The organism is Streptomyces sp. NPDC058691 (assembly GCF_042714775.1).
GTDB lineage: Bacteria > Actinomycetota > Actinomycetes > Streptomycetales > Streptomycetaceae > Actinacidiphila.
Genome location: NZ_JBHXSO010000004.1, coordinates 1 through 17,381 on the forward strand (window position 1 = coordinate 1; position 17,381 = coordinate 17,381).

Genomic DNA, 17,381 nt, shown 5'->3' on the forward strand with positions numbered 1-17,381 from the left:
CCCCCCCCCCCCCCGCCCCCCCCGCGCCCTACCCCCCGCCCCCCCCGGGCCCCCGGGCCCCCCCCCCCCGCCAGGGGGGGGGGGGCCACGTCCTCAGGCGACGTCCGCGCTGCCCTCGCGGTAGACCTTCGCGGAGGAGATGCGCCCGTCGCGGAACTCGTAGAAGGCGGCGATCGGGTACGACCGCGCCTCGCCGCCGTAGGTCAGGGTCTCGGTCAGCTGGCAGGCGGCGCGGGCGCCTTCGGCGATCACGTCCCGCAGTTCCAGCGTGGGCAGGAGCCCGCGCATCGCCTCGTCGAAGAACCGGGTCAGCGCGGCGCGACCGCGTACGGTCGTACCGCCGGTGATCCACACGGCGTCGTCGGTGAAACCGGCCAGAAGTGCTTGCAGTTCACGGGCGTTGAAGGCCCGCAGGTGCTCGCGTACGGCCGCCGCCGCGTCGGTCGTCGTCACGCGGCCAGTGTGCCAGGACCCCGCCGGGCCGGCCTGGACGAGGCCGGTCCGGCGGGGTCCGGTGGTGGGGCCGCGTCAGTTGACGTTGACGGCGGACCAGGCCGCGGCCACGGCGGCGTGGTCGGTGCCGGACGCGCCGTACAGGTCGGCGGCGGCCTTGAGGGTGGCGGTGCGGGCGGCCGCGTAGTTGGTGCCGGAGGTCATGTAGACGGTCAGGGCCCGGTACCAGATCTTGCCGAGCTTGTCGCGGCCGATGCCGCCCACCGTGGAGCCGTTGCAGGTGGGGCTGTTGTAGCTGACGCCGTTGAGGGTCTTGGCGCCGCTGCCCTCGGCGAGCAGGTAGGCGAAGTGGTTGGCGACGCCCGAGGAGTAGTGGACGTCGAGGTTGCCGACGCCGGAGCTCCAGCAGTCCGCCGAACTGCCGTCCTTGGAGGGCTTGTCCATGAAGCGCAGCGCGGGCTTGCCGAAGCCGGGCTTCACGATGCGTTCGCCGATGAGGTAGTCGCCGAGGTCGGAGGAGTTGCCCGCGTGCCACTCCACCAGCGTGCCGAAGATGTCCGAGGTGGCCTCGTTGAGACCGCCGGACTCACCGGAGTAGGTGAGGCCCGCGGTGCGCGAGGTGACGCCGTGCGACATCTCGTGCCCGGCGACGTCCAGGGCGACCAGCGGCCCGAAGGTGGAGCCATCACCGTCGCCGTAGGTCATGCAGAAGCAGCTGTCGTCCCAGAAGGCGTTGTTGTAGCCGTTGCCGTAGTGGACGCGGTTGTACGAGCCCTTGCCGTCCCCGGCTATCCCGCTGCGGCCGTGGACGGTCTTGTAGTAGTCCCAGGTCTCGTCGGTGCCGTACTGCGCGTCGACGGCGGCGGTCGCGCGGTCGGCGGTGGTGCCGGTCCCCCAGTGGTTGTCGGCGTCGGTGAAGAGCACCGCGGGTGCGCGGGAGAGGCATATCCCGAAGATGCACAGGTCCGTCTTGTTCTGCGCGTCGCCGGTGTAGGTGGCGCCGCGGGTCGGGTCCTTCAGCTGGTAGGTGCTGCCGCTGAGGGTGGTCTCCAGGGAGACGGTGCCGCCGTAGAGGGACTTGCCGTCGCCGGCGGCGGTCTCCAGGGCGTCCCAGGCGTCGATGCGCGCGCCGGTGCGGGCGTCGGTGACGAGTACGCGCGCGGCGGGGTTGCCGAGGCTGTCCAGGCCGACGGCGGTGGTCCGCCAGGCCAGGCGCGGCGTCCCGTGCAGAGCGTCGACGACCAGCTGCGGCTTGGCCTTGGCCTGCCGGAAGGACGTGCCGCGGTGGGCGGAGCGCAGGGCCGCGAGGCCCTCGCCGGCGACGGTGGCGGCCCGGACGGCGGGCGTGACGCTCGGCACGGCGAGGTCGGCGCGGGTGGCCCGCTGCGTGCCCTCGTACGCCCCGCCGGGGGCGAGGTGCACGACCATGTCGCCGCCCAGGACCGGCAGTCCGCGGTAGGTGCGGTCGTAGCGGACGTGCTGCGCGCCGTCGGCGTCGGTGACGACGTCGCGGACGGTACGCCGCTGCCCGGCCGGCAGAGTCACCGCGGCGTCGGCGCGGGCCACGGCGGTGGCGCGCGAGGGGAGGTTCCCGTGGTCCGCCGAGGCGGCCGACGGCACCAGGAGGGCCGCGGTCAGCGCGGTCATGCCGGCCGCGGCGGCTGTCGCGGTCGCTGCGCGTCTCATTGAGTGCTGCATCCTGCTCCTCGGGTCGCGGGGACGTGCGCGGAGGCGCATACGCGGTGGGGAGGTGAAACGGAGCCAGATTTAAGTGCCCATGACATTCCGCTGTCCAGAGGGCACACACAGCCCACACACAGGAACCAGCCACCCCGCACGCCCCGGTCACGCGGGCTCCGCCGAGGCCGTTCCGGGCAGCCCGCGCTGAACCGCCCGACACGGGGCACCCCGACGTCGCGGACCTCGCACGCGCCGCCCGGATGAGCCGTGAAAGCCGGTGCGTCACGGCAGAGCGCCGCCGTCGGCCCCTACTCGACCGGGCGCCGCGCGCCGGCCCAGCCGGCAGGGCCGACGCGAACACCAGGCGCCGCACACCGGCGGGGCCACCGCACACACCGGACCCGCCGCAGCGTTGCCGCTCGCCTCGGCGCCCGAAGCCCTCACCGGGCGCCCGATTCGGCCGCCCTCCGATGTGGGCAACCGCCCGGTGGAGGCGCGCGGGAACGTCCCGGCCACCGGGCCGGGCAGCCACGTCATCGGCGGCGGCATCCGCCCCAGTACCGGCGGCCGGGCCCGACGTGCCTGCGTGTCCGCCGGGGAGACCGGCTGCCCGCCTCCCCCATGCCGACCCCCGGCGAGCGCGTCCGGGCTCAGCGCGCCGTGACCGGCCCGTCCTCCCCGAACGACCCGTGCCGCCCCGCGCCCGCGGCGAAGCGGGCCGCGCCCTCGGCCGCCTCCGCGAGCGAGATCCGGCCGTGCCGCAGCTCCGCCGCGAGCGCCGCGCCCTCCTGGAGCCCCTCGGCCTCCAGCACGGCCAGGCGGTCGTGGCGTACGCAGGTCTGCGGGAACGCCGCGATCTCCGCCGCCAGCCGCTCCGCCGCCTCGCGCGCGCCGCCCGCCGGGACGACCCGGTTGACCAGGCCCATGGCGTACGCCTCGGCCGCGTCGACCGCACGCCCCGTCAGGATCAGGTCCATCGCGCGGGACGTCCCGATGAGCCGCGGCAGCCGGACCGTGCCGCCGTCGATGAGCGGCACGCCCCAGCGCCGGCAGAACACCCCGAGCACCGCGTCCTCCTCGGCGACCCGCAGATCGCACCAGAGGGCGAGTTCAAGCCCGCCGGCCACCGCGTGACCGGAGATCGCCGCGATGACCGGCTTGCCCAGCCGCATCCGGGTCGGGCCCATCGGGCCGTCCCCCTCGTCCCTGACCTCGGTCACCTCGTTGCCGCGCGGGGTGCCGATGGCCTTGAGGTCGGCACCCGCGCAGAAGGTGCCGCCCTCACCCCACAGCACGGCGACCGAGGCACCGGGATCCGCGTCGAACTCGCGGAAGGCCACGGCCAGTTCACGCGCCGTCGGACCGTCGACGGCGTTGCGCGCACCGGGGCGCGAGAGCACCACCGTCGTGACGGGTCCGCTGCGCTCGACGCGTACGGGCATGGCCGTGTCCCTCCGCCGCTGATCACCTCTGCCGGTTCAGGAGAGGTTATCCGCGTGAGTGAGCGTCTCCCAGGCCACGAACAGGTTGTTGCTGCCGGCCGGACGCTGGGACTCGGTCAGCGCCTGGGTGTTGGTCATGGCGTAGCCGAGGCGGTTGTGGATCGCGTTGTAACCGACCTCGGTCACCGGTCCGAGCCCGAGGTTGAGGTGCCCGCCGCACAGCCAGGACGGCACCGCCTCGCCCCGCTGGTACTTGGACTGGAAGCCGAGCGCCTGCCGCAGCCGCTCGCCGACCTGGGGGTAGAGGTCCTGGCCCTGGATGCGGCTGGTCTCGGCAACGTGCGAGATCGCGGAGATGCCGTACCCGGTGTGGGTGAAGTCCCGGCAGGTCTCCTGGGTCAAGCCGGTCACGAAGGTGGACTGGCCCTGCCAGTAGCCGACGATCTCGTCCCGGGTGTCCAGCCCGCTGCCGGGCACGGTCTTCGGCAGCGCGCCGTCGGTGGTCAAGTACACATACGCGGCGACGCGGTTGAGGTAGCGGGTGACGGCCTTGTCGTAGGAGGCCTTGTCGTCGAGGAAGACGGAGATGCCGACGGCGGCCTCCATCATGCTCAGCTCCCAGTTGCCGTTGCTCTTGGAGCCGTTGATGACCTCGGGGAGGTAGACGTTGCGCAGCATGGTGGCGAAACGGTTCACGTTCGGCCAGTTGCCGTAGGAGTAGCGGATGATCTCCGCGGCCCGCGGCCACACCGAGCCCGCCCAGCCGGTCTGCAGCGGGGCGTTGCTGTTGGTGTGGTCGGTGATGGTGGCCGACCAGGCGTCCATGAGCTGGATCGCCTTCGTGGCGTACTTGGTGTCACGGGTGATGTACCAGGCCAGCGCGTTGGTGTAGGCCGCGATCGCGTCCTCGCGCTCGTCGGTGCAGCCGTAGTTGGGGTTGGAGTACGAGCCGCACTCGACCACCGCGCGCGGTTTGGGGGTCCGCGACTGCGAGGCGTAGGAGGAGGCCATCATCTGGTCGTAGGCGGCCTTCCACGGCTGCGCGCCGGCCTGCACCTTTCCGCGTACGAAGTCGAGTTGGGACTGGCTGACCAGGACGCCGGGGTGCGTGAAGGCGGCCGGGGCCGCCGAGGCGCGGCCGGTACCGGGCACCGCTGTCAGCAGGGCGGCCACGAGGGCCGCACTGAGGGCGAGGACTGCTTTGGACAGGAGACCGCGTGACCTGTGGGACATGTGGGGGACGCCTTCCCAGGAGACGGCACGTTCACAAGGGCGAACCGGAAACTCACCCTTGAACGCTGCGATTGACGGATGACGGTAGGACTAGACCAATGCCGCGTCAAGACCCCGCGAAACAAAGGCCGTTGCCACTTCGCTACCGCGCCGCACCGGCGTCACCCCCGCACAGGGCTCAAAAAAATCAGGGGCGGCCGGCCCCGTCCCACGAGTCGGCCGCCCCTCACAGGGCTCTCCCCCACGGTGAACCCCGTGGCTTTCGGGTCACGCCTTCGGCATCACCGTCTCCTCGACGGGCCGTCAGAAGGCGAAGACACCGTGCGTGTCACTCCCACGCAACATGCACGCGTTGCCGAACGCACGGCTGAAGGTGACACGCCGCCCTTCCCAGACCCCGTCCGCGGTGACCACGACGGGGTCCCAGATGCGCGTGCAGCTCACACCCGAGGGCTCGGCGGTCAGCGCCGCGAAGTCCCCTTGCGCCGCCTTGAGTTCGGCGCACGCGGACACCGGGTCCGGGTGGTCGCCGAACGGGGCCGGACCGCACCGCAGGACCACCGTGCGCTGCATCGTCGCCGTGGCCGGATCCTCGCCCTTGCCCACGGACAGCACCACGGCGGAAGGTGCGTACAGGCTCGTCGCGCCGGACGGCCGCGCCTCGGCGGGGCCGGCCGCCACTCCGGCCGAACCCACCGCCGCCACCAGGGCCAGACAGGCACTCACCGCACTGAACCGCATAGCGAACACTCCTTCGGCTCTCGCTCCGGTTATCGGACGACCCGGAGTCTTGTGCATCGGACACGTCCGCGTCACATCGCTCCGCGACTTTCGGTCACCGGTTGTTCACACTGTGCACTATCCGTTGTGTCGCACTTGGGGCGGGGCTGGGTGTCCGGTGAAAGGACTCAGCGGAGCCGGGGGCTCCGTGAAAGCGCCTTCACGGCCCGACACATCATCTCCACATCGGCCGGAAAGCATCGGGCCGCCACCGCGTTTCGTACGCGATGACGGCCCGATGGAGCAGTGGACGGTGCGGCCGGCCACGGCCGGCGCGGCGTCAGCCGCTGTAGCCCGCGAAGATCCTCGAGAACTCGTAGGGCGACTGCGCGATGTTCGTGCACATGTAGAGCGCGCCGTTGCAGGCGTTGCGGTCCCGCGTCATCTCCCAGAAGGCCAGCATCCCGAGGTGCTTGCCCTGGGCGAAGCCGACCAGCTGCCGCGCGTCGGCCTGGTCGTAGATGTGGCCGTCGTCGTTCTGGCCGAGCATCGGCGTGACGCCGGTCATGGCCCACACCTGCGCGTCGCTCTTGGCCGGGTAGAGGGTCTTGAGCTGGGCGAAGGTGCTGTTGGCGGCCTGGACGGCGGCGTCGCCGTAGTCGGTGGAGCGGTAGTAGTCCATCGCCATGATGTTGACGACGTCGAGGGTGACGCCCGCGTCCCGCGCCGAGCGCACGACGGCCAGTCCGTCGGCCGTCAGCCCCTCGGGCAGCGCGGGCAGGGTCAGCGAGATGCGCAGCCCGGGGTGGGCCTGCTGGAGCCGGGCCAGCGCCTGGGAGCGGCGGGCGACGGAGGCCGGGTCGGCGGTGGCCGCGCCCTCGATGTCGAAGTCCGCGTAGGTCAGGCCGTAGGCGTTCACCACCGCGTTGTACTCGTTGTAGAGCGCGTCGACCGTCCCGCACGCCTGGGCCAGTTCGATGCCCGAGGCGCCGCCGAAGGAGATCTTGACGTCACCGCCGGCCGCGCGGATGGCGTCGATCTGGTCCTTGCCCCACGCGGCGCGCGGGTCGTAGGCGTTGAACCACATGGCCTTGCAGGAGGAGGCGGTGATGAAGGCCAGGGTGAAGCTCTTCAGGCCGCTCGCCGAGGACATGGCGGTGAGGCTGGGGGTCGGCCAGGCGCCCATGTCGACGTACGGGGCGGTCCGCACGCCGCCGGGCGGCGGGTTGGTGCCGCCGCCGGAGGTGGTCGTCCCGCTGACGGCGGCGCTGTACGCGGAGGTGTTGCCGGCCGCGTCCTTGGCGCGCACCCGGAAGGCGTAGGCGGTGCTCGCCGACAGCCCGGTGGCCGTGTACGAGGTGCCGGTCACGGCGACGGGCGTGCCGCCGTCCCGCGAGACCTCGTAGCCGGCGACGCTGCCCGAGTCGTCCGTGGACGCGGTCCAGCGCACGGTGAGGGACGAACTCGTCGCAGAGCCGACGCTCGCACCGGACGGGACGCTGGGCGCGGTGGTGTCGGAACCCCCGCCGCCGCCCGCGCAGGAGCCGCCGTTCAGCTTGCAGCCGGTGGGCGCGCCGGTGCCGCCGGAGACCCAGCCGAAGACGGCGCTGGCGCCGGGGGCCAGAGTGCCGTTGTAGTCGCGGTTCTTGAAGGTGTAGTGGCTGCCGCTCTGGGTGAGCAGCGTGTCCCAGTACGAGCCGACGGTGGTCCCGGACGGCAGGTCGAACTCGACGGTCCACCCGCTGAGCGTGGTGGTGCCGCCATTGGTGATCGTGTACTGCCCCTGGTATCCGGTCTCCCAGGTCGACGTCTTCACGAAGGCCGCGGTCGGCGTGGCCGCGGCCGCGGGCGGGGCGAGGAGCAGGACGAGCGCTCCGACGAGCGCGGTGACCAGGGCCAGAGTTCTTCGCATCCAGGCCTCCACAGGCGGGAACGGGCGCAGAGTTGGTCTGTACCAAAGCATCTGGTATAGACCTATCGACTTGATGCGTTCGCGTCAATAGTTGGTTCTGGCCGATCGGGTGACGCCGCGGCCGGGCCGCACCGGGCAGCGACCGCCCGCCGGGCATCATCGCTGCGAAGAGACCTGAGCCGGCGCTCCCCGACCGTGCCGGGAAGCCGGGCGGCCGGGAGGTCCAGATGCACATCCTGTTGGTGGCTTCGGCGTTCAACAGCCTGACCCAGCGCGCCCTGGTGGAACTGGCCGAACTCGGCCACAGCGTCGCCGTCGAGGTGACCCCGGACGGCGGCGCGCTGCGCGAGGCGGTGGCCCGGTACGAGCCGGAGCTCGTCATCGCGCCGATGCTCAAGACGGTGATCCCGCCCGACGTCTGGTCCGCACACACCTGCCTGATCGTCCACCCCGGGCCGCCCGGCGACCGGGGCCCGGCCTCACTGGACCGGGCGATCCAGGAAGGCGCCGGCGAGTGGGGCGTGACGGTCCTCCAAGCGGGCGCCGAGCTGGACGCCGGGGCGATCTGGGCCTCCGTGGCCTGCGCCGTGCCGCCGGTCGGCAAGAGCGACCTGTACCGGGGCGAGATCTCCGACGCCGCCATGGAGGCCGTCCTGCTCGCCGTCGACCGGGTCTCCTCCGGCGCGTACCTCCCGAGGCCCCAGACGGACCCGGCGGTCCGCGCGCACGTCCGCACCCGGCCCGCCGTCACCCAGGACGAGCGGCGCGTCGACTGGGCCCGGGACACCACCGGAACCGTCCTGCGCAAGCTCCGCGCCGCCGACTCCCGGCCCGGCGTGCTGGACGAACTGCTCGGCACCCACTGGTTCCTGCACGGCGGCCACCCCGAGAGGCGGCTGTGCGGCGAGCCGGGACGGCTGCTGGCCACCCGGGCGGGCGCGGTGTGCCGGGCCACGTCGGACGGCGCCGTGTGGATCCCGCGGCTGCGCCCCCGCCGCTCCCCCGGCGGCCCCGCCACCCTCGCCCTGCCCGCGGTCACCGCGCTCGGCGCGCTGCTGCCGGACCTGCCCGAGGTCCCCGCCCGTGAGGCGGACGAGGACGACTGGGCCGACATCCGCTACCGCGAGCAGGGGGCGGCGGGCGTGCTCTCGTTCTCGTTCCCGGGCGGCGGCATGTCCACCGAGGTCTGCCGCCGGCTGCTGACGGCCTTCCGGCGCGCCTGCACGCGGCCCACCTCCGTACTGGTGCTGAACGGCGGCCGGGACGTGTTCTCCAACGGCATCGACCTCAAGGCCATCGAGGCCGCGGCGGACCCCGCCGCGGAGTCATGGGCCAACATCACGGCCATGGACGACCTGGTCGAGGCGGTGCTCACCACCACCGACCGCCTCGTGGTCGCGGCGCTCGGCGGCAACGCCGGCGCCGGCGGCGTGATGCTCGCCCTGGCCGCGGACGAGGTCTGGTGCCGCCAGGGAGTCGTGCTCAACCCGCACTACCGGCTCATGGGCCTGTACGGCTCGGAGTACTGGACGTACTCCCTGCCCCGCCGCGTCGGCCCCGGCACGGCGTCGCGGCTCACCCAGAGGGCACTGCCGGTCGGCGCCACGGAAGCCATGCGACTGGGCCTGGTGGACCGGCTGCTGATGTGCGGGCCGCAGGAGTTCAGCGCCGACGTCGCGCGGCTGGCCGCCCGCCTGGCCGGCACCTCCGCCGCGCAGGCCCGTGTCGCCGCGAAGAAGGCCGACCTGGAACGGCGTGAAGCGGCCAAGCCCCTGTCCGCCTACCGCGAAGAGGAGCTCGCCCGCATGCGCACCACCTTCTCCGACCCCCACGCGCCCTACCACGCCCTGCGCACCGCCTTCGTCCGCGGCCGCACCGCCCCCTGACCCGGACCGCGGCCCGGGCACTGCCGGGGGCGGACGATGCGGCGTGCCGCTCACGCCCGCCGAGCCGGCTCCTCAGGAGGCCGCCGACGGGTACACCTGGAGGCCGTCGATCGAGTCACGCCCCTTGGCGGTGTCCGCGTAGAGCCGGGCCTCGGTGATCAGCCCGTCGTTCACGGTGAACAGCAGACAGTGTTCGTTCTCCATGGTGCGGCCGGTCTTCGCCTTCGCGCGCGCCCTGACGGGAACGATGACGTGCGACCCGGCATCGAGCACCGTGTGCGCGTCGTAGTTGAAGGTGTCGTAGTAATGATCGTAGATATCCCGGTAGAAGGCGCGAAACCCTTCAGGCCCATGGAATGTCCCGCCATAGGGCAGGGAGGTGGGGAAGTCGAAAATCACCTCGGGCGACATCAGGGCCACCAGGTCCGAGGAATCGTTCTCCTCAAATCCGGAATATGCCCGCCGGCAGGCATCCACGATTTCCTGATTGCACGACATGTCTCCTCCGTATCGCAGCAGAAATGAGCGGGAATCCGCTCAGGCGCGCTCGCCGTCCGACGGGTCGGCGACGTACTTCGCGTACTCCGTGCCCGCGAAGTGTTCGCCCAGCTTCCGGGAGAAGTAGTTGAGCATCTGCAGCGGACGGTGGTTCATCACGAGATGCTGCGTCTTCCCCTCCTCGTTGAAGTAGACGACGGCGATGTTCCCGATCGGCTTGCCGTCCACCGTCGCGGCGTAGTCCTCGACGAAGCCGTTCTCTCCGTACTTCCCGATGTAGATGAAGTCCTGGAAATCGTACAGAGTGCGCGCATAGGACAGAATCGCGAAGACGTCCTCGGCCCCGTGGACGGTCCCCTTGAAGACCCCGGCCTCCAGCGTCACATCGTCGGCGAGATTGTCCAGCCAAGGGGGGTAGTAGTCCCTGCGCTGCAGCACCGGGTCGCCGCTGCCCAGATATGTCGGTGGCGTCCTGTAAGTCATCTTCAAGCCTCCTGTGATGAGTGATCTCCTGTTTCCAGCAGTTCCTTCACTGAATAGAATCGCCGGACGCGACGGCCACTGTCCAATGAAAGTCGGAGACCGCGGCCATCTCACCCACAGATACCTGGGGCGCCGCCTGAGGGATACTGGGAAGGTGGAACTGCGCCAGCTCGAGCAATTCGTCGCCGTCGCCGAGGAAGCGAACTTCACCCGTGCCGCCGCACGGCTGCACGTCGTCCAGTCCGCCGTCTCCACCGCGATCAAGAACCTCGAACGAGAACTCGGCACGCCACTGCTGGAACGCACCTCCAAGCGCGTGCTGCTCACCGATGCCGGTGCCGCCCTGCTCCCGCGCGCCCTGGCCGCTCTCGACGCCGCCCGGGAAGCCGTGGACGCGGTGGCCGAGGTCCGCGGAGGACTGCGCGGCACCCTGCGGCTGGGGACGATGACCACGGTGGGGCTCATCGACCTGCCCGCGCTCCTCGGTGAATTCCACCGGCGTCATCCCGGCGTGCTCCTGCAGACCAGCGCCGCCGCCTCCGGCTCCCAGGGCCTGATCGACGCCCTCCTCGAACGGCGGCTCGACATCGCCTTCGTCTCCCTGCCCGGACCGCACCCGACCGGCATCACGCTGACCGACCTGGTCACCTCGGTGCTCGACCTGGCCGTGCCGGCCGACCATCCGCTCGCGAAACGCAGCACCGTGCCGATCACCGAACTGGCCGGCCTGGACTTCGTCGACTTCCCTGAGAGCTACGGCATCCGGACCGTTGCCGATCTGGCCTTCGCCGCCGCCTCCGTGACCCGTCGCGTCGCCCTCGAGATCACCGACGCCCCCACCGGCGTAGCCTACGTCCGCAACGGCCTGGGCGTGGCGCTGCTGCCACGGCCCGCCCTCGCCAAGGCGGCGGACGTCGCCACGCTGACCATCGACGACGCCAACCTGGACTGGCCGTTCTCCCTCGCCGTTCCGTCCGAGCGAACGCCCAGTGCCGCGGCCCGCGCCCTGATCGCGATCGCGCACGAGTTCCTCATCTGGCGAGGGTGAGCCCAGACGCGCAGCAGCACATCTCCGGCGCGTCAACCCTCACTCGTAGAAGCTGATGTCGCCCTCGAGTGACCCGGTGGCGAACAGCGTGCTGCCGTCGGCACGCGCGAGTGCTTCGATGTCGCGTCCGTTCCACGGGATCCCGAGCAACTCGCCGGTTACCGCGTCCCACTCACGGACCATGTCGTCTGCCCCCGAGGTGAACAGTCGCGCGACACCGTCCACCACCGCCGGGGCCACCACTGGGTACTCCGTGCCCAGCGATATCGGCTTCCCGATCGATTCACCGGTTGACGCATCCCAGCGCCACAAGGTGCTGTCGGCGTCGGTGGCGATGAGGAGGCTGGGGCCGGCCGGAGGGATCAGCGAGGTGATCTGGCTGATCCTGGTGCAGGCTCCGGCGATGGGATTCCCGATCCGCTCGCCGGTCTCGGGGTCCCATCGCAGGATGACACCGCTCTCGTCACCTGAAGCGATCACCGTAGTGCCGTTCCGTCCCGGGACGGCCACCACGGCCATGACGCAACCCCGATGCCCCATCAGCGGTGCGCCCAGCGGGTCGCCGCTCACGGCGTCCCAGCGGAAGACCCGGTGGTGGTGGCCGGCACCGACGAAGAACCGGCGCCCGCCGGGCAATAGGCCCGCGGCGACATCCCAGACGGTGCCCACCTCTTCCATGTACGGGCTGGGCAGTGTCTCGCCGGTCATGGCGTCCAGGCGCTCGACGCCATCCTCATTTGCTGACGCCAGCACGGCACCGCCGCCAGGTGGGCACGTGACAGCCTTGCTGCCGCCGCCCACGAAGAACTCGACGGCCCACATCTCACGGCCGGTCTCCGGATCCCACCGATAGCAGCGGTCTCCGCCATGGGAAGACGACAACACCACCAGTCGACCCTCGGCGGTCTCGGCGAGCAGGGGCCAGGCCCCGTACGGTCTGCCGGTTCTGATGACCTGTATTCGCGACGTACGGATCGGCTCTGGCTTCACACACCAACCGTAGATCCCCGCGTGCAGAGAACGCGGCGGCCCGGCGGGATCATGTCAGGGATCCGCTGCGGAACGAACGTCACCGGTTCCCGGGCCGACCCCGAGGCGTAGCATGCGCGTTCGTGGACGAATTAATCTTTCGAGGGAATGACCGGCACCGCCCGTCCTGGCCGCTACTCGCGCCACTGCTCGTCGGAGGCGTGATTGAGGCGGCCCTCCTCTTCCGTGGTTCCGACACGGAGGTCTTCTCCTGGGTGTACGGCGTGATCGTCGCGCTCTTGGGCCTGGCATTCTGTCTCACACGCCGCAGCCGGACCACGGTCGGAGCGGACGGGATAACCATCTCCTGGGGCGTGGGCCGTGGCCGCACCCACCCCTGGGATCAGATCCAGTGGATCGACATGCGCGAGACCCGTGGCCGGCACGGGACGGTGCGGACCGCCCGGATCACCCTCACTGACGGGCGGCGCCGTTCGCTGCCGACCCTCAGCCACAGCGAACTGCACCCCAACCCCGACTTGGCTGCGAACTTCCAGCGGGTCGTCAGCTGGTGGGAACTCAGCACGGACCAGACGACACGGGTTCAGTGGCCGATACGGCCGAGGGACCGGTTGACACCCGAGGCGTTCGGGGTCGTCCTTGGCCTCGTCATCACGGTCGGTATCGGGGTCGCCGTCTTGGCGTCGCACTAGCCAGGGCCGGTCTCCTCCAACCCTGCTGCCGGCAGCACGGACCGCGCGGGCGTCGGGCGATCTTTGGCCGGTTGCCTACCCGGGCCGGGGCCGGGCATGGCCTGTTGCCTTACGCCGGCCGCGACAAGCCCGATGGGCGCCGGCCCCAGCCATCGTCCCCCGTGATCGATCTTGCAGGTCTGAAAGTCCGTTGAACTCGTGGAGGGCGATCCGATTCCCCGTGAGGCCCCGTCCCTTCTGTCACGAGAGTCGACGTCCGAAGGTCAACGCCCCTCGATACGAACTATGGGCACGACGGTCGCTCAGGTCTGCTGGGCATGTCGGCCGGTCGCCTGGGGTCGGTGGCGATCTACCGCGGGCTCGGAGGTTGATGTACTCCACTGCTGTACGGCGCCAATCTGGAAGACCAGCTCGAACACACCATCCAGTCTCCTGGTCGCGCGCAGCGCAGGTCTCAGTATCTCAAGCGGGCCTTGTCCCCGTAGATCCGCAGGATGAAGCGGTCGATCGGCTTGCCTCCGGCAACCGGCACAAGGACGAGTCCAAGGCCAACGATCGGCTTGAGTACTGCTGCTGTTCGGCTGCCATCGGGGTCCGGCCCCGTCACCTCGGCATCGGCCTCGAAAAGCGGCCGGACGGGTTCCCAACCTGCACCGGGGAAGAAGTCGCAGAGGTAGGCAGGCATGTCCACGCCGTACACCGCGAGCGTGCCGACCAACTCATTGCCACGCATGACGCGCCATGTGTCGCTGACTGTGCCCTCCCGTGCCGAGTGATGCCCGCACCGTACCGCGTTGTCGGCGTACCGACTTTGGCCCTGACCGGGTGGGCGGTGAACTGGGCCAGATGCGTCGCGTAGGTATCCGTGACGCATATCCCGTCTCATGCCGCCTCACGTGATCCGCTCTGTGGCCTGCTCGACCTCCCGGTCGGCGCGTCCACCTCTCAGCGAAGCTGCTCCAGTGGCAGCGGCCCTCGCCGTCATCAGCCCCGAGATCTTCGAGGATCAACACGACCGCCGACGAAAGTCACGGGCTTCCCGTTCACTCCAGCGGTGAGACTTCCGACGTGACGCTTCACGAGAATGAGATCCCAGTCGACGAGACGCTGGTCCGGTCACTACTGAAGGCACAGCGCCCAGAGTGGGCTGACCGACCGTTGTCGCCCGCAGGCGCGGGCACTGACAACTCCATGTATCGGCTGGGCGACGACCTGCTCGTGCGACTTCCACGAACCGCAGACAAGGGACAGTCCGTCGAGAAGGAGCAGGAATGGCTTCCTCGTCTCGCACCCCTCCTTTCCTGTCCGATTCCCGAGCCCGTCCACTCCGGGACGCCCACGGAGGCGTTCCCACTGGTCTGGTCGGTCTACCGCTGGATTGACGGTGACGAAGCCGGCCCGGACACCGTCCGGGACTGGGCTGCTTTCGGAGCCGACCTGGCGGCGGTCGTGAGGGAACTCCACGGCATCGACCTCATGGGAGCCACGCGCACAAACGGCCTCAGCTGGTACCGCGGAGGCAGCCTGGAGCCATGCCACCAGTGGATCAGCAGGTGTCTCGACGAGTGCCGGACCACCGTGGGCTCTGAGCTCGACGTCGACACTCTGGAACGGTTGTGGCGAGCCGCGCTCGCACTGCCCGAGCACTCCGGACCTCACGTGTGGCTCCACGGCGACCTGAAACCGACCAACCTCTTGGTCCGGGAAGGCAAGCTTCACGCAGTCATCGACTTCGGAGGCCTCTCGGTCGGCTTTCCCGACGCCGAACACTCCACACTCTGGGACCTGCCTCCACAGGCACGGCAGGCCTACTGGGCCACCTTGAACCTCGACGATCTGACCTGGACCCGCGCCCGCGCCTGGGCTATCGCGGTGGGCGTCAGTGGAATCTCCTACTACTGGCACACCTTCCCCGCCTTCGTCGCCGAATGCCGAGCACGCCTTCAGGCAATCCTCACCGACGCCGCTGCAGGCTGATGAGACAGATGCGTCGCCGTTTGCTCGGCGTGTTCCGCCGTCGTGCGGCGACGTTGCTGTCAGCCGCGGATGTCAGCTAAACAGCTTCGGCCACGGACAGACCTCCCATGGCTCGTCCGGCCGGTCGACCCACTTCCACCAGAGGTGCCGGTTGGTTCTGGCACGGGAGTAGCACGGGTCTGTCAGCAGTCGGGGCAGTCCACCACGGGCGGCGGCTGAGGAAAGGCGCGGTTGCCCTCAAGCCAGTCCTCCAGCCACTGGGCCAGAGTGAACCGCTCGATGAAGAACCGGTGACGCTCACAGAGTGCGTTCGGGTCCCACCCCCACATGCGGCCCTCCGGTGTGCTGAAGTCGACGTGCCACCAGATCGCGCAGCCCAGTGTCATCAGCGGCGGCGAATGGAGCAGCTGCGGAACCTCCGGCTCGAGGGTCGGCCCGAACTTGCGCGCGAGTTGGAGCAGGGACTCCTCCTCGCTGTACCACTTGCCGGTGTCGGTCAGGGACAGGACGCCGTCGGGGCCGAAGCCCCCATTGGCGACCTCCAGGTACAGGCGCCGCAGCAACGGCGGCATGGGGTATCCCACGATGCCTTCGAGCTCGTCGGCCGCCTCCGGAGGCGCGGGTGGCGGCAGCTCATGGGCTTGTGCGTAGGCCCTGATCCGTTCCACGATTTCGGCTTCGGTCACCGGTCGATGATCGATGCCAGCGCCGTAAGTCTCAAGGTCGGCGGAGCGGCTCTGGGCTGGAGTTTCAATGACTGAGTCAAGCAGCTGCGGACTCTGGCGGGGCTGAGGTGAAGGGCCTGTTGTCGCGTAGGAGTGCCCACAGGACGTCGACTCGCCGTCGGGCGAGGGCCTTGGCCGCGCTTCTTGAGGTAGCAGTGGGTGTGGTGTACATCCGGATGTCAAAGACCCCCAGCTCTGCCCGGCTGGGTCTTCTCGCTGGTGGGCGCGGACGGTTTCGGGCCGCCGACATCCGCCTCGTAAGGACGGGCGTCCACAAACCCCGCCGGGCCGCAACCGCGCCCGGGGCGCCTCACGATCGCCTCGACGCGGGCGCGGACAGCCCCCGACCCGTCCGCACAAGCGTTCGCGAGCGCCGGCCCGGGACCCAGACTGAAAAGCAGATCACCGGATTGGCCCCCTTCAACATCCCGCTCCGGCGAGCCAGTCGCTATCAAGGGGAGGAGATGCCGTTATGTGGCATTTGACGCTCTCTGAGGAGGCATCCCCATGGATGCGACTGCTTCGACCGCGAACGCCGCCGCCCCCACCCCGGCCGACGACGAGGCGCCGATCCACATTCTCTGGATCAACGCCGGGCTCAGCTGCGACGGCGACTCGGTGTCGCTCACCGCCGCGACGCTGCCCAGCATCGAGGAGATCGCCCTCGGCGGCCTCCCAGGCCTGCCTAAGATCGCCGTGCACTGGCCGCTGATCGACTTCGAATGCGGTCCGGTCCAGGGCGCGGACACCTTCATCGAGTGGTTCTTCAAGGCCGAGCGCGGCGAGATCGAGCCCTTCGTGCTGGTCGTCGAGGGGTCGATCCCCAACGAGTCGATCAAGGCCGAGGGCTACTGGTGCGGCTTCGGCGACGACCCGGCGACCGGCCAGCCGATCACCACCAGCGAGTGGATCGACCGCCTCGCGCCCAAGGCCCTGGCCGTGGTCGCCATCGGCACCTGCGCCACGTACGGCGGCATCCACGCCATGGAGGGCAACCCGACCGGCGCCATGGGCGTGCCCGACTACCTGGGCTGGGAGTGGAAGTCCAAGGCCGGCATCCCCATCGTCTGCGTCCCGGGCTGCCCGATCCAGCCGGACAACTTCGCGGAGACACTGACGTACCTGCTCTACCAGGCAGCCGGCTCCGCGCCGATGATCCCGCTGGACGACAAACTGCGCCCGGCCTGGCTGTTCGGCGCCACCGTCCACGAGGGCTGCGACCGAGCCGGCTACTACGAGCAGGGCCAGTTCGCCGACCGCTACGACTCCCCGCAGTGCCTGGTGAAGATCGGCTGCTGGGGCCCGGTGGTCAAGTGCAACGTCCCCAAGCGCGGGTGGATGGACGGCATCGGCGGCTGCCCCAACGTCGGCGGCATCTGCATCGCGTGCACCATGCCGGGCTTCCCGGACATGTTCATGCCGTTCATGGACGAACCGCCCGGTGCACGGCTGTCCAGCACCGCCAGCGGCGTGTACGGCGCCGCGATCCGCAGGCTCCGCTCCATGACGGCCAAGACCGTCGACCACGAGCCCAAGTGGCGCCACACCGGCCGCAAGCTCACCACCGGCTACAAGGCGCCCTGGTGACCCCGGGACACCCCACCGGCCACTGACCCCGGCCACTGACCACGGCCGCCGACCC

The 17,381-nt window shown here is 70.3% G+C and carries 16 protein-coding genes; 5 read left to right on the top strand and 11 right to left on the bottom strand.

The features are described from left to right. Positions 1–93: 93 nt before the first annotated feature. From ACFWVC_RS04020 to ACFWVC_RS04045, 6 genes are all read right to left on the bottom strand, one after another. Positions 94–453, bottom strand: a complete 360-nt coding sequence (locus tag ACFWVC_RS04020; RefSeq protein ID WP_384276430.1) for a nuclear transport factor 2 family protein — start codon at positions 451–453, stop codon at positions 94–96. A 75-nt stretch (positions 454–528) separates the two neighbouring features. After that, positions 529–2,139, bottom strand: a complete 1,611-nt coding sequence (locus ACFWVC_RS04025; protein ID WP_384276438.1) for a M4 family metallopeptidase — start codon at positions 2,137–2,139, stop codon at positions 529–531. Between the two features lie 644 nt (positions 2,140–2,783). Further along, positions 2,784–3,575 carry a crotonase/enoyl-CoA hydratase family protein gene (locus ACFWVC_RS04030; RefSeq protein WP_384276445.1) on the bottom strand — a complete coding sequence of 264 codons (792 nt, stop codon included), beginning with the start codon at positions 3,573–3,575 and terminating at the stop codon, positions 2,784–2,786. 36 nt (positions 3,576–3,611) lie between these two features. Further along, a complete protein-coding gene (locus tag ACFWVC_RS04035; RefSeq protein WP_384276453.1) occupies positions 3,612–4,808 on the bottom strand; it encodes an alginate lyase family protein in 1,197 nt (398 codons plus the stop codon). 303 nt (positions 4,809–5,111) lie between these two features. Beyond that, a complete protein-coding gene (locus ACFWVC_RS04040) occupies positions 5,112–5,549 on the bottom strand; it encodes a subtilase-type protease inhibitor (protein WP_384276459.1) in 438 nt (145 codons plus the stop codon). A gap of 319 nt (positions 5,550–5,868) precedes the next feature. Next, complete coding sequence (locus tag ACFWVC_RS04045) at positions 5,869–7,440, bottom strand: cellulose binding domain-containing protein (RefSeq protein WP_384276468.1); 1,572 nt, start codon at positions 7,438–7,440, stop codon at positions 5,869–5,871. A gap of 227 nt (positions 7,441–7,667) precedes the next feature. Between ACFWVC_RS04045 and ACFWVC_RS04050 the strand changes: the two genes are divergently transcribed. Then, the gene (locus tag ACFWVC_RS04050; RefSeq protein WP_384276475.1) at positions 7,668–9,326 is read left to right on the top strand and encodes a hydrogenase maturation protein; all 1,659 of its coding nucleotides are present in this window, start codon (positions 7,668–7,670) and stop codon (positions 9,324–9,326) included. 72 nt (positions 9,327–9,398) lie between these two features. On the opposite strand, the gene ACFWVC_RS04055 is transcribed toward ACFWVC_RS04050, so the two are convergent. After that, complete coding sequence (locus ACFWVC_RS04055; protein ID WP_384276480.1) at positions 9,399–9,824, bottom strand: nuclear transport factor 2 family protein; 426 nt, start codon at positions 9,822–9,824, stop codon at positions 9,399–9,401. 39 nt (positions 9,825–9,863) lie between these two features. Beyond that, positions 9,864–10,307, bottom strand: a complete 444-nt coding sequence (locus tag ACFWVC_RS04060; protein WP_384276486.1) for a hypothetical protein — start codon at positions 10,305–10,307, stop codon at positions 9,864–9,866. Positions 10,308–10,461: 154 nt separating this feature from the next. Here ACFWVC_RS04060 and ACFWVC_RS04065 point away from each other — a divergent pair, with 154 nt between their 5' ends. Beyond that, a complete protein-coding gene (locus ACFWVC_RS04065) occupies positions 10,462–11,355 on the top strand; it encodes a LysR family transcriptional regulator (protein WP_384276491.1) in 894 nt (297 codons plus the stop codon). 39 nt (positions 11,356–11,394) lie between these two features. Here ACFWVC_RS04065 and ACFWVC_RS04070 read toward each other — a convergent pair whose 3' ends face one another. Then, positions 11,395–12,345 (bottom strand): WD40 repeat domain-containing protein, encoded by a 951-nt coding sequence (locus ACFWVC_RS04070; protein ID WP_384276495.1) that lies wholly within the window; start codon positions 12,343–12,345, stop codon positions 11,395–11,397. Between the two features lie 200 nt (positions 12,346–12,545). Here ACFWVC_RS04070 and ACFWVC_RS04075 point away from each other — a divergent pair, with 200 nt between their 5' ends. Next, complete coding sequence (locus ACFWVC_RS04075; protein ID WP_384276501.1) at positions 12,546–13,037, top strand: PH domain-containing protein; 492 nt, start codon at positions 12,546–12,548, stop codon at positions 13,035–13,037. A gap of 454 nt (positions 13,038–13,491) precedes the next feature. On the opposite strand, the gene ACFWVC_RS04080 is transcribed toward ACFWVC_RS04075, so the two are convergent. Next, complete coding sequence (locus tag ACFWVC_RS04080; RefSeq protein ID WP_384276507.1) at positions 13,492–13,770, bottom strand: hypothetical protein; 279 nt, start codon at positions 13,768–13,770, stop codon at positions 13,492–13,494. A gap of 335 nt (positions 13,771–14,105) precedes the next feature. Between ACFWVC_RS04080 and ACFWVC_RS04085 the strand changes: the two genes are divergently transcribed. Continuing rightward, a complete protein-coding gene (locus ACFWVC_RS04085; protein ID WP_384276514.1) occupies positions 14,106–15,014 on the top strand; it encodes an aminoglycoside phosphotransferase family protein in 909 nt (302 codons plus the stop codon). Between the two features lie 182 nt (positions 15,015–15,196). Here the strand turns inward: ACFWVC_RS04085 and ACFWVC_RS04090 are convergent, their stop codons facing one another. Further along, positions 15,197–15,700, bottom strand: coding sequence for an SMI1/KNR4 family protein (locus ACFWVC_RS04090; RefSeq protein WP_384276520.1), 504 nt, complete (start codon positions 15,698–15,700; stop codon positions 15,197–15,199). Between the two features lie 546 nt (positions 15,701–16,246). On the opposite strand from ACFWVC_RS04090, the gene ACFWVC_RS04095 reads away from it, so the two are divergent. Further along, entirely contained in the window at positions 16,247–17,326 is a 1,080-nt protein-coding gene (locus ACFWVC_RS04095) for a hydrogenase expression protein HypE (protein WP_384276526.1), read from the top strand. Positions 17,327–17,381: the final 55 nt, after the last annotated feature.